The organism is Pseudomonas sp. ADAK7, from assembly GCF_012935675.1.
Taxonomy (GTDB): Bacteria; Pseudomonadota; Gammaproteobacteria; order Pseudomonadales; family Pseudomonadaceae; genus Aquipseudomonas.
In genome coordinates this window covers 5,897,594-5,911,824 of sequence record NZ_CP052861.1, presented here as the reverse complement: position 1 = coordinate 5,911,824, position 14,231 = coordinate 5,897,594, and the positions used below count along the sequence as shown (strand labels likewise).

11 protein-coding genes are annotated in these 14,231 nt (G+C 61.6%); 9 read left to right on the top strand and 2 right to left on the bottom strand.

The genetic code is table 11. From position 1 onward, the window contains the following. Positions 1–7: 7 nt before the first annotated feature. From HKK53_RS27175 to HKK53_RS27145, 7 genes are all read left to right on the top strand, one after another. Complete coding sequence (locus HKK53_RS27175) at positions 8–922, top strand: glutamate/aspartate ABC transporter substrate-binding protein (protein WP_169373306.1); 915 nt, start codon at positions 8–10, stop codon at positions 920–922. 193 nt (positions 923–1,115) lie between these two features. Next, positions 1,116–1,862 (top strand): amino acid ABC transporter permease, encoded by a 747-nt coding sequence (locus HKK53_RS27170; RefSeq protein ID WP_054045225.1) that lies wholly within the window; start codon positions 1,116–1,118, stop codon positions 1,860–1,862. Further along, complete coding sequence (locus tag HKK53_RS27165; protein ID WP_169373305.1) at positions 1,862–2,533, top strand: amino acid ABC transporter permease; 672 nt, start codon at positions 1,862–1,864, stop codon at positions 2,531–2,533. Before HKK53_RS27170 ends, HKK53_RS27165 begins: the two co-directional genes overlap by 1 nt. After that, positions 2,530–3,264 carry an amino acid ABC transporter ATP-binding protein gene (locus tag HKK53_RS27160; RefSeq protein WP_169373304.1) on the top strand — a complete coding sequence of 245 codons (735 nt, stop codon included), beginning with the start codon at positions 2,530–2,532 and terminating at the stop codon, positions 3,262–3,264. The genes HKK53_RS27165 and HKK53_RS27160 overlap by 4 nt, the downstream gene beginning before the upstream one ends. Positions 3,265–3,480: 216 nt before the next feature. Continuing rightward, the gene (locus HKK53_RS27155; protein WP_169373303.1) at positions 3,481–5,382 is read left to right on the top strand and encodes a sensor histidine kinase; all 1,902 of its coding nucleotides are present in this window, start codon (positions 3,481–3,483) and stop codon (positions 5,380–5,382) included. Then, positions 5,379–6,707: a sigma-54-dependent transcriptional regulator gene (locus HKK53_RS27150; protein ID WP_169373302.1), complete on the top strand. Its 1,329-nt coding sequence runs from the start codon at positions 5,379–5,381 to the stop codon at positions 6,705–6,707. Before HKK53_RS27155 ends, HKK53_RS27150 begins: the two co-directional genes overlap by 4 nt. Before the next feature lie 8 nt (positions 6,708–6,715). Further along, positions 6,716–7,045: a GlpM family protein gene (locus HKK53_RS27145; RefSeq protein ID WP_178117504.1), complete on the top strand. Its 330-nt coding sequence runs from the start codon at positions 6,716–6,718 to the stop codon at positions 7,043–7,045. Positions 7,046–7,057: 12 nt separating this feature from the next. Here the strand turns inward: HKK53_RS27145 and HKK53_RS27140 are convergent, their stop codons facing one another. Next, on the bottom strand, positions 7,058–12,172 hold the full coding sequence (locus HKK53_RS27140; RefSeq protein ID WP_178117468.1) for a dermonecrotic toxin domain-containing protein: 5,115 nt from the start codon (positions 12,170–12,172) through the stop codon (positions 7,058–7,060). 240 nt (positions 12,173–12,412) lie between these two features. On the opposite strand from HKK53_RS27140, the gene HKK53_RS27135 reads away from it, so the two are divergent. Both HKK53_RS27135 and HKK53_RS27130 read left to right on the top strand, forming a co-directional pair. Continuing rightward, positions 12,413–12,787: a transporter gene (locus tag HKK53_RS27135; protein WP_169374303.1), complete on the top strand. Its 375-nt coding sequence runs from the start codon at positions 12,413–12,415 to the stop codon at positions 12,785–12,787. Beyond that, a complete protein-coding gene (locus tag HKK53_RS27130; protein WP_169373300.1) occupies positions 12,780–13,181 on the top strand; it encodes an EamA family transporter in 402 nt (133 codons plus the stop codon). The genes HKK53_RS27135 and HKK53_RS27130 overlap by 8 nt, the downstream gene beginning before the upstream one ends. A 128-nt stretch (positions 13,182–13,309) precedes the next feature. Here the strand turns inward: HKK53_RS27130 and HKK53_RS27125 are convergent, their stop codons facing one another. Further along, entirely contained in the window at positions 13,310–14,062 is a 753-nt protein-coding gene (locus tag HKK53_RS27125; protein WP_169373299.1) for a MipA/OmpV family protein, read from the bottom strand. Between the last annotated feature and the right edge of the window lie 169 nt (positions 14,063–14,231).

The following is a 14,231-nucleotide window of genomic DNA, read 5'->3' as shown; positions in this document are numbered from 1 at the left end:
AAATTTGATGCGCATCGTTCCCCATATCCTGGGCGCAGCCATTGCTGCCGCTCTGATTAGCACTCCAGTTTTCGCTGCCGAGCTCACCGGCACACTGAAGAAGATCAAAGAGTCCGGTGTGATCACCCTCGGGCATCGCGACGCTTCCATCCCGTTTTCCTACATCGCTGATGCTTCCGGCAAACCGATGGGCTACTCCCACGACATCCAGCTGAAGATCGTCGAAGCCATCAAGAAAGACCTCGACTTGCCAAACCTGCAGGTCAAATACAACCTGGTTACCTCGCAAACCCGTATCCCGCTGGTGCAGAACGGCACCGTGGACGTCGAGTGCGGCTCCACCACCAACAACGTGGAACGTCAGCAGCAAGTTGACTTCTCCGTCGGCATCTTCGAAATCGGTACCCGCCTGCTGTCCAAGAAAGGTTCGGCGTACAAAGACTTCGATGACCTGAAAGGCAAGAACGTCGTGACCACCGCGGGCACCACGTCCGAGCGCATCCTCAAGTCGATGAATGCCGACAAGCAAATGGGCATGAACGTTATCTCCGCCAAAGACCACGGCGAGTCCTTCCAGATGCTGGAATCGGGCCGCGCCGTTGCCTTCATGATGGACGACGCCCTGCTGGCCGGTGAAGCCGCCAAAGCCAAGAAGGCCGATGACTGGGCCGTTACCGGCACTCCACAGTCCTACGAAATCTACGGCTGCATGGTCCGCAAGGGCGACGAGCCGTTCAAGAAGGCTGTAGACGACGCCATCGTGGCGACCTACAAGTCGGGCGAGATCAACAAGATCTACGAAAAATGGTTCATGGCGCCTATCCCGCCTAAAGGTTTGAACCTGAACTTCCCGATGAGCGACGAGCTCAAGAAATTGATCGCCAGCCCGACCGATAAAGCGGCTGACGACAAGAAGTCCTGATTTCTGACTAACCTTATCTCCTGAGAGGGCCGCTGCCCTTTCAGGAGGTTGTCACTCCCTGCTGGCATATTTTGGAAACACTCGAACCGGTGGCTGTCGAGCCGATCGTGTGTGCCTGGCTTTCAAAGTCGGGCGGGAACGGAGCTTCCCCAGGCGGGCACTTGTACATTGATCGATCCGAGGGGAGACCCTAATGAATTACAACTGGGACTGGGGCGTGTTCTTCAAGTCCACCGGTGTGGGCAGCGAGACGTATCTCGACTGGTTCATCTCCGGGCTGGGCTGGACCATCGCCATCGCCGTCGTGGCCTGGATTATCGCGCTGTCGCTGGGCTCGATCCTGGGTGTCATGCGCACCGTGCCGAACCGCGTCGTATCGGGCATCGCGACCTGCTACGTCGAACTCTTCCGTAACGTACCGCTGCTGGTTCAACTGTTCATCTGGTACTTCCTGGTGCCCGACCTGCTGCCGCAAAACCTGCAGGACTGGTACAAGCAGGACCTGAACCCGACCACCTCGGCCTACCTCAGCGTCGTCGTCTGCCTGGGCCTGTTCACCGCCGCCCGGGTTTGCGAACAAGTGCGCACCGGCATCCAGGCCCTGCCCCGTGGCCAGGAATCCGCCGCTCGCGCCATGGGTTTCAAGCTGCCGCAGATCTACTGGAACGTGCTGCTGCCCCAGGCCTACCGCATCATTATTCCGCCGCTTACCTCGGAATTCCTGAACGTGTTCAAGAACTCGTCGGTGGCCTCGCTGATCGGCCTGATGGAGCTGCTCGCGCAGACCAAGCAGACCGCTGAGTTCTCCGCCAACCTGTTCGAAGCGTTCACCCTCGCTACGCTGATCTACTTCACCCTGAACATGAGCCTGATGCTGCTCATGCGCCTGGTCGAGAAGAAAGTCGCCGTTCCGGGCCTGATCTCCCTAGGGGGTAAATGATGGAATTCGATTTCTCGGGCATCGTTCCGTCCCTGCCGGGTTTGTGGAACGGCATGGTCATGACCCTGCAGCTGATGGCGCTGGGCGTCGTCGGCGGGATCATCCTCGGCACCCTCCTGGCGCTGATGCGCCTGTCCCACAACAAACTGCTGTCGAACCTCGCCGGCGCCTACGTTAACTACTTCCGTTCGATCCCGTTGCTGCTGGTCATCACCTGGTTCTACCTGGCGGTACCGTTCGTGCTGCGCTGGATCACGGGCGAAGACACGCCGATCGGCGCCTTCGCGTCCTGCATCGTGGCGTTCATGATGTTTGAAGCGGCGTACTTCTGCGAAATCGTCCGGGCTGGCGTGCAGTCGATTTCCAAGGGCCAGATGGGCGCCGCCCAGGCCCTGGGCATGACGTACGGCCAGATGATGCGGTTGATCATCCTGCCGCAAGCGTTTCGCAAAATGACCCCGCTGTTGCTGCAACAGAGCATCATCCTGTTCCAGGACACGTCGCTGGTGTACGCGGTCGGCCTGGTGGACTTCCTCAATGCCTCGCGTGCCAGTGGCGACATCATCGGTCGCTCCAACGAGTTCCTGATCTTCGCAGGGCTTACGTACTTCACAATCAGCTTTGCCGCCTCGCTGCTGGTCAAGCGTCTGCAAAAAAGGTTTGCCGTATGATCTCTATCAAGAACATCAACAAGTGGTATGGCGACTTCCAGGTACTGACTGATTGCAGCACCGAGGTCAAAAAAGGCGAAGTGATCGTGGTCTGCGGCCCGTCGGGCTCGGGCAAATCGACCCTGATCAAATGCGTGAACGCCCTGGAACCGTTCCAGAAAGGTGACGTGGTGGTCGATGGCACGTCCATCGCCGACCCGAAGACCGACCTGCCTAAACTGCGTTCGCGCGTTGGCATGGTGTTCCAGCATTTCGAGCTGTTCCCGCACCTGTCCATCACCGAAAACCTGACCATCGCGCAGATCAAGGTCTTGGGCCGCAGCAAGGAAGAAGCCACCAAGAAAGGCCTGCAACTGCTTGAGCGCGTCGGCTTGTCCGCCCACGCTCACAAGCATCCGGGCCAACTCTCCGGTGGTCAGCAACAGCGTGTGGCGATTGCCCGTGCGCTGGCCATGGACCCGATCGTCATGCTGTTCGACGAACCGACCTCGGCGCTTGACCCGGAAATGGTTAACGAAGTGCTCGACGTGATGGTGCAACTGGCCCACGAAGGCATGACCATGATGTGCGTGACCCACGAAATGGGCTTCGCCCGCAAAGTGGCCGACCGCGTGATCTTCATGGACCAGGGCAAGATCATCGAAGACTGCAAGAAAGAGGATTTCTTCGGCGACATCAGTCACCGCGCCGAGCGTACGCAGCACTTCCTCAACAAGATTCTGCAGCACTAAAAGCAATACACCGAACTCTGTGGCGAGGGAGCTTGCTCCCGCTGGGTCGCGCAGCGGCCCCAAAACCTGCCAATGCCTGCTGTCTGACACACCGCATTGGCCGGTGTAACGACTGCTTCGCAGCCGAGCGGGAGCAAGCTCCCTCGCCACAGGTCCGCGTTCGACTGGAAACCAGAGCAAGCCTGTTGCCACGCTGGTTGACCCAAGGCATCTGTGATGAAATGCGACCCCACTCTCTATCGCGCCGCGCCGCCATCACTCGCCGTGAAACCCCGTCTGATTCGCCATCTGTTCCTGCCGCCACTGGTCATCGCCCTGATGATCGGGTTGGGTTACATCGGCTTCTGGGTCAGTGAGCACTACGGGATTCGCAGCCTCAGCGAGAATGGTCAGCGTCAGCTTGAGCTGCACGCCCGCGCCGTCGAGAGCGAGATCAGCAAGTACACCTACCTGCCCAGCCTGCTGGAACTCGAATCCAGTGTTTCCAGACTGCTGGACGAACCGTCGCCGGAAACCCGGCAAACGGTCAACGAATACCTCGAAGGCCTGAACCGGCGCAGCCGCAGTCGGGCCATCTATGTGATGGACACCACCGGCCGTGTGCTGGCCACCAGTAACTGGCGCGACGTCGACAGTTACCTCGGTGAAGACCTGTCCTTCCGCGCCTATTTCCAGAACGCCGTGCGCGGTCAGCCGGGACGCTTTTACGGCATCGGCAGCACCAACGGCGAACCCGGTTATTACCTGGCCCACGGCCTCGAAGAGCACGGCAAGATCATTGGCGTCGCCGTGGTCAAGGTCCGGCTCGAAGCCATGGAAGAACGCTGGCAGCGCGCGCGCCTGGAAGCCTTCGTCAGCGACGAGAACGGCATCATCATTCTCTCCAGTGATCCGGCGCGGCGTCTGAAATCGGTGGTGCCGCTGAGCGACGAGACCAAGGAAAAACTCGCCCGCAGCCTGCAGTACTACTGGTTCCCGCTGAACGAACTGCAACCGCTGGCCCGGGAAACCCTGGCCGAAGGCGTTGAAAAACTGACCTTCCCCGCCAACAGCGAACTGGCCTCCGACGAACAGGACATCACCTACCTCGCTCAAACCCGCCCTCTTAGCGACACACCGTGGAATTTCACCCTGCTCACGCCGCTGGCGGATTTGCGCCGGGAAGCGATCAACCAGGGAATTCTGGTGGCGGTGGCGTTTGCCCTGGTAGCGTTCCTGCTGATCGCCTGGAACGAGCGGCGCAAGGTCATCGCCACCCGCCTCGCCGCCCGGGAAGCCTTGCAGGAAGCCAACAATCAACTGGAGCGTCGGATTACCGAACGCACCACCGACCTGCGCGCCAGCAACGAACGGCTCAAGGGCCAGATCCGCGAACGGCGCCAGGCCGAAGAGACGTTGCGCCGCGCCCAGGATGAACTGGTCCAGGCTGGTAAACTGGCGGCCATCGGCCAGATGTCGACCAGCATTGCTCATGAATTGAACCAGCCACTGGCGGCGCTGCGGACCTTGTCCGGTAACACCGTGCGCTTCCTCGAACGCGGTCAGTTGGACGTCGCCAGCACCAATCTGAAAACCATCAACGAACTGATCGATCGCATGGGCCGGATCACCGCCAGCCTGCGTTCCTTCGCCCGGCGTGGTGACGACAAGGGCCAGGCCAGCCTCGGCAAAGCCGTGGAAGCCGCCCTGCAACTGCTCGGCAGCCGCATGGAAAGTGCTCATCTGGATCTGCATCGCAACTTCAACGATGTGCAGGTGCAAATCGACCAGACGCGGCTGGAGCAAATCCTGGTCAACCTGATCGGCAACGCCCTCGATGCCATGCAGTCGCAACCCCTGCCCGCGCTGTGGCTGGAAGGCGAAGAACACGACGGCAAATATCGCCTGCGGGTACGCGACAATGGCCACGGCATCGACGCCGAAGCGCGCAAGCATTTGTTTGAACCCTTCTTCACCACCAAACCCGGCGAACAGGGCCTGGGCCTCGGCCTGACCCTTTCCGCCAGCCTGGCCGCGGCCACCGGTGGCCACTTGGGTGTCGAACACCCAGCCAGCGGCGGTACCACCTTCGTCCTCAGTTTACCGTTGGTAAGCCCCACTCCCGCCGAGCCAATATGAACAACGACCTTAGTGTGCTGATCGTCGAAGACGACCCCCATGTGCTGCTCGGCTGCCAGCAGGCGCTGACCCTGGAAGACATTCCCTGCGTGGGCGTGGGCAGCGCCGAAGAAGCCCTGGAGCGAGTCGGCGATAACTTTGCCGGGATCGTCATCAGCGACATTCGCCTGCCGGGCATCGATGGCCTGGAACTGCTGACCCGGCTCAAGGCCCGCGACCGCAGCCTGCCGGTGGTGCTGATTACCGGCCACGGCGACATCTCCATGGCCGTCGGGGCGATGCAGAAAGGCGCCTACGATTTCATGGAGAAACCCTTCTCCCCGGAACGTCTGGTGGATGTGGCGCGCCGCGCTCTCGAACAACGCAGTCTCGCTCGCGAAGTGTCTTCGTTGCGCCGGCAACTGGCGGAACGGGATTCCCTCGAAGGCCGGATCATCGGCCGCTCGCCGGCCATGCAGAATCTGCGTGAACTGATCGCCAACGTCGCCGACACCTCGGCCAACGTGCTGATCGAGGGCGAGACCGGCACAGGTAAGGAACTGGTCGCCCGTTGCCTGCATGATTTCAGTCGCCGCCACACCCAACAATTCGTCGCGCTGAATTGCGGCGGCTTGCCGGAAAACCTGTTCGAAAGCGAAATCTTCGGCCACGAAGCCAACGCCTTTACCGGCGCCGGCAAACGGCGGATTGGCAAGATCGAACACGCCGACAACGGCACGCTGTTCCTCGACGAAGTGGAAAGCATGCCGCTGCCGTTGCAGATCAAACTGCTGCGGGTGTTGCAGGAGCGCACCCTCGAACGCCTCGGCTCGAACCAGAGCGTGGCGGTGGATTGCCGGGTGATTGCGGCGACCAAGTCCGACCTGGATGAGTCGAGCAAAAAGGGCGAATTCCGCAGCGACCTGTATTACCGCCTCAACGTGGTAACGCTGGAATTGCCGCCGCTGCGCGAACGCCGCGAAGACATCCTGCAACTGTTCGAACACTTCCTGCAGCAGTCATCCCTGCGCTTCGACCGCGCGGTGCCGGAGCTGGACAACCAGACCTTGTCCAACCTGATGAGCCACGAATGGCCGGGTAACGTGCGCGAACTGCGCAACGTCGCCGAGCGTTACGCCCTCGGTTTGCCAGCGTTCAAGAAGTCCGGCGCCAGCGGCAGCAATCAGGGCCTGGCCTTCGCCGAAGCGGTGGAAGCCTTCGAGCGCAACCTGCTCAACGACGCTTTGCAGCGCAGCGGCGGCAACCTGACCCAGGCCAGCCTGGAACTGGGAATGGCCAAGACCACACTATTCGACAAAGTGAAAAAGTACGGGCTGAGCCACTGATGGACCTGATTCTCAAAGCGGCACTGGGCGCGGCGGTGGTGCTGATCCTCGCCGCACTGGCCAAGACCAGAAACTATTACATCGCCGGCCTGGTGCCGTTGTTTCCGACCTTCGCGCTGATCGCCCATTACATCGTCGGCAAGGGTCGGTCGCTGGACGATTTGAAGACCACCATCGTGTTTGGCATGTGGTCGATCATTCCGTACTTCGTCTATTTGGCGACGTTGTACGTGATGGTCGACCGCATGCGCCTGGAGGCGTCACTGGCCGTGGCGGCGGTGGCCTGGCTGATCGCGGCGACCGTGCTGGTGTCGGTGTGGGTCAGGTTGCACGGCTGACAATCATCGGCTTCAGAACAACGATTCGAAATACTGGATCGCCAACGGCTCGCCTATCGGGCCGCGCCAGATCGGATCAACCGTCGCGCCGGTACTGGCCAGTTTCTGCTGCCACTTCAAGCCCAGGTTGCGCTGCTCGGGGGTTTTCAGATGTGCCTTGTCGAACCGGTTGAACACCGGTTTGGCCGAACCGTAATGAAAATGTGCGTACCACAACGGCGTGGGCGTGGGCCGGGTCAAGTCGAGCACCTCATACTCTTGCAGGAAGTCGGGCCGGCCATCGGCGCGCCGGCCCAGGTCCACCAAGGTGCCGACCTTGCGGATTTCAACGAGGGGCTGGTCGGGTGTCGCCAGTTGATGCAGGTCATCCAGATAGCCTTCGGTGGGCGTCTTGCTGTTCAGTATTTGTGCAATCCGCAATTCGCGCCCGGCCTCGATGAGCCTCTCAGCCTTCGTGTTCAACTGCGCGATGATCGGCTCCTGCGCCGACACCCGGGCGATACGTCGGGCGCGCAAACGCAGTTCCGCCGCCTCGCTGGTCATCATGTAATCCAGATCGGCCGGCCGCATGTTTTGCCGGGCATAACCGTCGACCTTCAGCCGGTAGTTGTCCTGGGCCGCCAAGCGTTGTCGGGCCTCGGTCAACAGCACTTTGCGGTCGACAACGGCATCGGGCAGCAAGGGCTCCGACGGCACCTGACGTCGATACTGACCGGCGCTGGCGGGCAGCCAGTTTTCAACGCGTCCGTCTTCGCCGGGCATGATGAATCGGGTCTGGCGGGTCGCCGGGTCCACCGCTTTGGTGCCGATCAACAGGCGATTGCCATCGGTTTCAAAGATTTCCTTGCCACTGTCTTTCGCGTTCGGGGCCTGCTTGATGCCGTGCTTGATGCCGTGACGGGCATGGTTGCTCATCTTCTCCAGAAGCCCCTGCAACGGGGCCACCCAGGGTAGATCGAGGTGTTGCCCATAACCGGCGACCCACACGTTGAGGTCGCGACCAAACTGCTCGTACACCTCCAGGCACTCGCCCAGAATCTGATTGCGCCGATGCACATTGGCAATGACCTCCGGCAGGCTGTTTTGCGTATTCAACGCGTCATACACTTTGGTCCGCGCCCGCCCCATCCGCCCATGCAGGTACATCCAGGCAGGGTCGAGAATCCGGTCGTAGTGGGTGAGCAAGGGCAGATGGTTGAGGGTCTTGAGGTAATCGCGCCTGACTTCGGACAGTGCCGTGTCAATACGCTCCAGATCCTCGGCCACGCTCGCCTTGTCCGCGCGCACTTGAAGGCGCCGACGCCACAGATCGAGTTGTTCCAGATTGGCGTCGATCCCTTGCAGTTCATGGATCAGCTTCATGCGCAGCTGGCGCATTTGCCGGGTCAGGTGCAAGGAGCGCTGGATACTGCCGCTCGGCAGCTTGAGCAGCTGTTCGGTAATGCCAGCGATATCGTCCAGGTAATACAGACAGCGATCCCTGGCCAGGTCGACGCGGTGAATGGTCCTTTCGACCACCACCAGCGCTGACTGGCTTAACAGCTCCTGAGTCTGTTGCCGTCGATTGCCATGACTCAAGGGCAGCATTTCGCGGGTACGCTGGTAGCGCTGGGTAGCCAGTTCAATATCGCTGACACATCCAGCGTCCACCGCATCCAGGGTCAAGCGACGGGTGGCGTCATCGCTGGCGGCGTATTGCTGCAGGGCCGCGTTTTGAGTTCGGTGCCGGGTGTCGAGTTGCCGCGACAAGGCATCGATGGTGTTGCCCAATCGGCGCTGGCGATCCGCCCCACGGTCAATCAACCAGCGCGGCAGCCATCGACGAATAGCCGCCGGCCAGATCGGTTCAAGACCATCGGCCAGATGCCCGACCAGGTTACCGCCGCCCCACAGCCCTTGGTTGTACAACGTACCGTGTACTGCGAAATAGGTGTCCCAGTGCCCCACCGTTTCATCGAAGGCGATCGGCTGTTGATAAGCCCTGCGCCGAGTGCCGAACAGACGTAATGTCCGATCCAGCAGCCGCACCTGATAAACACGGCCCTGATGAATGATGAAGTCGCCGAGGGCGTGCCGGTACACGTTGCGATAGAGGCCCTCGCTACCCGGTTGCAGGCCGGCCAGGGAAATCGCCCCTTCATATTCGTAACCCTCGAACCGATCCATCAGCCTCCGGGCCTTGCGCAATGAGCCGCGATTGAACCTCGCGGCACCCTTGGCCAAGGCGTACGACTGACGTTGCCGGGTCAACGTATGCGCCGACACACTGGGCAAGATGTCCATGGCCGCATCGATCAGCGACAACAGCACCGACTCCAGTTGCGCCAGACCATGCCCGACTTCGCCGCGCAAGAAGGCGGCAACCGCCAGATTGGCGCTGTCCCAGGCGTCATATAGCGCAATCGCACTGCCCACAAACGGCACCATGCCCATGGCCATTTTCAGGTAGTTGAACATCACGCCGCCCTGCAACGCGTAGCGCTCAAGGGACAACGCGGTGTTGGAGCGTGACGTCGCGCGGTGCGCTTCGATCAACCGCCCCATATGGGCGTTGAGCAGATGGGCGGCCAGCGAGGTGTTCGCCGGCCAAGGCATGCCGACCCCGATCAAGGCATCGAAATTGCGCTGGCGCGCCTGATTGATCCGGCTCAGATGACGACTGTAATCGCCCTCCAAGGCGCGCCCCGCCAGGTAGTCGACCATGGTCGGGCGCAGGCACAGGTCGAACAACAACTGGCGCGCCAGTTCCAGCGTGGCGCGCTGGTAGAAAAAGCGGCCATCGGGGCTGTCGGGCAAGTAGAGCAGTGTCACGCCGCTGATTTGTTCCTCGATAAAGGTGACGCCCGACAACCCGGTTGCGCCGTCCTCGGTATCCGCCCCGCCGACCGTCAGGCTGGCCGGCTGCAATACAATGCGTTGGCCATTGGCAGTCTTGGCGTCGATGGCGCTGCTCAGGATGTTCCAACCGTCCTGGTCGATCTGTTTTTGCAGCAGGGCCGAGTCGCCGCGCATTTTCAGCATCAGGCGAAACGGTTCGACCAGGCATTCACGGCGATGGGCGTTATCGAACGCGGTCGCCGACGACGAGCCCATGAAGGCCCGGACAATCAGCCCCTCGTAATGCCCGGCCAGGTCCAGCTCGGTGATCAGGGTGCGCAGGTACGACGAGGTCAGTCCCTGAATCAGTGTGTCGCGCTCGGTGGCTGACTCCGCGCTGACCTCGACCTTCATCAGCGACATTCGCCACCACAGCGCCTGATCGATATTGATGTGCGCCAGTTGCGCGATCGACAACCTGCTGCGTTGCTCACTGGCGATCAGCACATTCTTTTGCGGCGTGCCCGGCGCCGCCCCTTCCAGCAAGGTTTTTTGCCAGGTGGTGGAATCCGGCAGGTCCAGGGTGACGCTGAAACCTTGTGTAAGTGCGAAGTCCCGGCGCAAGCACTCATCGACCCGCTTGTGGCTGAAATCATCCCGGTGCGGCAGGTCCCGTTCGATCAGCCTATGGGAACGCTTCATCGCCGCGATGAAAGCCGTGATCGACGCCTTGAGCCGCGCTCGCTCGGCATCAGATGACCGGCCAAGCCACTGCGGCAGGTGTCCGGCCAGGGTGTGGGTCTGTTGTTGTTCGAGGATGTCCGCGTACGCCTGCTCGCGGGCTTCATGCACCGGCACGCCGAGGCCGTCGACGGTTTCCAGTACGCGTTTTTCCAGTTCGACCCGGCGCTGTTCCTGATGGCGCGGCACCGGGTAGTCGGCCAGCAACGTGGCAACGTGCTGTTCACAGGCATACAGCTGGCTCTGCAACCCGTAGTCAAAGGGATCGCCAGCCACGGGCGTGAGGTGCAAGGTCAGGCCGGTGTCGATGGCGTGCAGTTTGAACACCGCCTGTTCCAGCGCCTGACGCGAATCAAAGCGCTGCAACCCGCCCGCGCTGCCGGGCCAGTAAAGCAGCAGGCTGTGGCCGGGTGCTTCAGGGGTGATGACCAGCGACCCATCCAGTGTCGCCGTTTCACTGAGCGACAGACTCAAACGGGCTGCCATCACCTCCAGTGTTCGGTCGGCGCGTTTGGGGTTATCCAGCACGGCTTCGAGCCAACGGTGTTCTTCGTCAGAGATGTGCTGCAACAGCCGTTGCACCGCGGCTTCGGCCCGCAAGCCGGCGAGACGCGCCTGATACAACGCGTCGTACTGGGCGTTCGGCCGCTGACGCAGTTCCAGCAGGCGCGTGGCCGGGCTTCGATCCAGCAATGCGACGGCTGCGGTGCGGGCGTTTTCTTCCGCGCGGGTCAATGCGTCGAGCTGTTCCTGAAGCGCCAGCAGACGGGTCGCGTCCGGCACCCCTTGGGCATCATCGAGCAAGGTTTCGATGGCCTGCCGTTGCTGCTGCAACGCTCGGCGACGATCACTTAAAGGCAGTTCGGCAGTCAGCGAGCCGAACAGCGGAGTGACTTCTTCCGCTTTCTCGATCTCGTTGAACTCAGGTGGCGTGGCAAAAAGCGTAAACGCGCTGTGCTGGACTTCGACGTAATGCTCACGCCATCGGCTGAGGGCCGCCAACAATGGATCATGCTGCGGGCTGTCGGCGAGGATGGACAATTGCTCGCGGCTCAAGTGGTCTTCAAGCGCCGAGCGCTGCTTGAACGGCAGAAAGGCCGGTTGCCGCGCGGGCAGGTAGAGCACCGGTCCGCTGGCGGCCGTGATCACCAGCGCGGCAGTCCATCCGCCCTCGTGCAGCACCGGCGGGCCACCTAGCCGCTCGGTGGTCACTGCGGCCGGATCCCCGGGGTTTTGCGCCGGATCCACCGACGCTTGCAGGGTTTTCAGTTGCTCGACGTCGAGTAGCCCTTGCGCGAAAGTCACCTGCGCGGCCGCATCGAAGTGCGCGCGAAACAATTGGGTCGCCCGCGTCCATCGGGACACCGCCGTGCCCGGCGCCCGCTCCGCCCACCAGGCGTCCCAGTGATCCTTGGGGGCATCCGCCATGAGTTCAATAAATGCTTGGCGACAGTCCTCCCAGCGCGCCGACGCCGCCAGAAACAGGCGTTCATCACGGCGCGGTCGGGCGCTGAGGGCATCGAAGTGAAGGTCGAGGGTTTCTGCGTGTTCGTTGGGTAGTCTGTCCATCCGGGGCCTGATCGTGCTGTCGGTGAGGCCGATCCTCACCGCTGTCGGCCGCATTAGAAGGACTTGGTGACAACGCCGGGCGGTACATAGTTATCGCATCGGCAACCTGATGTGTCGGCTGGCCCGGCGCTTGCATTTGCCCCCGCAGCCTTCTCGGCCGGCCGTCATGTCCGATGACGCCGGTGTCCGGAAGCGTCCGCCATAGGGTGAATCCTGACCGTGCACATCTTAGATCCCGAGCTGACCGTCACCGTCATCCTGCTGGTCGCCTTTTCCATCGTGCTGGACGTCGTCGGCCAGCTCTGTTTCAAGCTCGGCCTGGACCGCTTGCCGGAACTCGACGGCGGCTTTCGGCTGAATGCATTCTGGGGTCAGGTGTTCAATGCGCCGCTGCTGTGGTGCGGGATCGGCGCTTATACGCTGGAGTTTTTCGTCTGGCTGGAAGCCTTGTCCCGAGCGCCCCTGAGCCTGTTGTTCCCGGCCGGGGCCCTGGCCTATTGCGGCGTGGTGCTGGCGGGCAAGGTTGTGCTGGGTGAAACCGTCAGCCGCCGACGCTGGCTCGCGACCCTGGTGATTACGGTGGGCGTGATGCTTGTGTGTGCCGGCCATGCGTGAGTCGAAATCGGTGGCTTGGCTGCACGGGCGACTGGGCACGGTGGTGCTGTGGGCGCTGCTGATTGTGCTGGAAAGTGCCGGGCAGATTGCGACCAAGGTCGGCGGCGATCAGTTGGGCCAGATGACCTTTACCCTGCACTGGCTACAGGCCGTGGTGGTCGACCCCGGTGTGCTGTTTGCGGTGGGCTGCGGCATCGGCGCGTTCTTCGTGTGGATGCTGATTTTGCGGCGCAGCAGTTTGTCCCTGGCGTTTCCGCTGAGTTCGTTGGTGTTTGTCGGGGTGTTGCTCGGTTCGTGGTTAGGACTGGGCGAGCAGATCAGCCTGCTGCACTGGGTGGGCGTGGCGGTGATTATTGGCGGGATTGCGTTGTTGGCGGAGGGCGAACAAACCTGAACCAGATCGTTCCCACGCTCCGCGTGGGAATGCAGCCCGTGACGCTCCGCGTCACAGGACGCAGAGCGTCCCTAGAGGCATTCCCACGCAGAGCGTGGGAACGATCAAGGGGTGCGCGGATGCAGAAATCAATCGAACTTATAAGCCACCGCCGCCTGCACTTCCCCCTGATCGGCCTGCCCTACCTGCTTGACAATGCTGCTGTCCGCCGCCGAACCGGTCAGGTGAATCCAACTGGCGCTGGTCAACAACGACCAATGGGGCGCCAGAGGAAACTCGAAGCTCTGGGTCAAGGCCACGTTCTGCAACCCGCCCCCGGCGTTGTACCGGGCAATGCCCGAGGCCTGGGACTCAGCGCCACTCACCCCGAAAAACGCCTGGTTCTGCTGCCCATCGGCAAAGTGTGCGGTCAGGTTGCTGCTGCCGATCACCCCGCCACCCAATGGGTAACCGATCTCGCCACCTAACCGTCCGACCACGCCGTCAGGCCCGCCAACCGCTTCGCCCACAGACGCAAACACCCGCCAGAAATCAGCCGGCGCGTACTGCACGAAACCACCGACGACGCCCATGTCCGGCACATCGTGCAAGCCTTGCAAACTGCCGTTGGCGGTGCGTCCCGGCAGGTAATTGAGGAACGGCCCGGCGCTGAAACCGTTGCTCTTCAAGGCGCTCCAGGTCAGCCCATCGTCGGTACTGAGGCTGACATCGCCCCAGTCCAGATCGAAGTACGGCACCGGGCGGATTTCATGGCGGCTGCCGGTCGGGTCGTGGGGTTGAGAGCTCAACCCCGCGCCTGCTTCACCGGTGATGCCGTCGGCCATGGCGTTGGCTGACAAGCACGTCAGCGCTGCAAACAGAGCAACGGTAATCCTCGACATGAGGTCTTTCCTTAACAAGATATGCGCGCATCAATCCTCTTTTCGCCGCCCCTGCGCAAGCACTCATGTTGTTTGTAGCAACCTACAAAAATTGTAGCTTCGCCGACACATGCACCTGGCAAAACCCCGTAGATACGGGGCCGAATCCGATTGGCACAGTCCCTGCTCT

Bases quoted from the DNA above. Each gene is read 5' to 3' on its own strand.
- HKK53_RS27175 (WP_169373306.1), top strand. From the start codon at position 8: ATGCGCATCGTTCCCCATATCCTGGGCGCAGCCATTGCTGCCGCTCTG.
- HKK53_RS27170 (WP_054045225.1), top strand. From the start codon at position 1,116: ATGAATTACAACTGGGACTGGGGCGTGTTCTTCAAGTCCACCGGTGTG.
- HKK53_RS27165 (WP_169373305.1), top strand. From the start codon at position 1,862: ATGGAATTCGATTTCTCGGGCATCGTTCCGTCCCTGCCGGGTTTGTGG.
- HKK53_RS27160 (WP_169373304.1), top strand. From the start codon at position 2,530: ATGATCTCTATCAAGAACATCAACAAGTGGTATGGCGACTTCCAGGTA.
- HKK53_RS27155 (WP_169373303.1), top strand. From the start codon at position 3,481: ATGAAATGCGACCCCACTCTCTATCGCGCCGCGCCGCCATCACTCGCC.
- HKK53_RS27150 (WP_169373302.1), top strand. From the start codon at position 5,379: ATGAACAACGACCTTAGTGTGCTGATCGTCGAAGACGACCCCCATGTG.
- HKK53_RS27140 (WP_178117468.1), bottom strand. From the start codon at position 12,172: ATGGACAGACTACCCAACGAACACGCAGAAACCCTCGACCTTCACTTC.
- HKK53_RS27130 (WP_169373300.1), top strand. From the start codon at position 12,780: ATGCGTGAGTCGAAATCGGTGGCTTGGCTGCACGGGCGACTGGGCACG.
- HKK53_RS27125 (WP_169373299.1), bottom strand. From the start codon at position 14,062: ATGTCGAGGATTACCGTTGCTCTGTTTGCAGCGCTGACGTGCTTGTCA.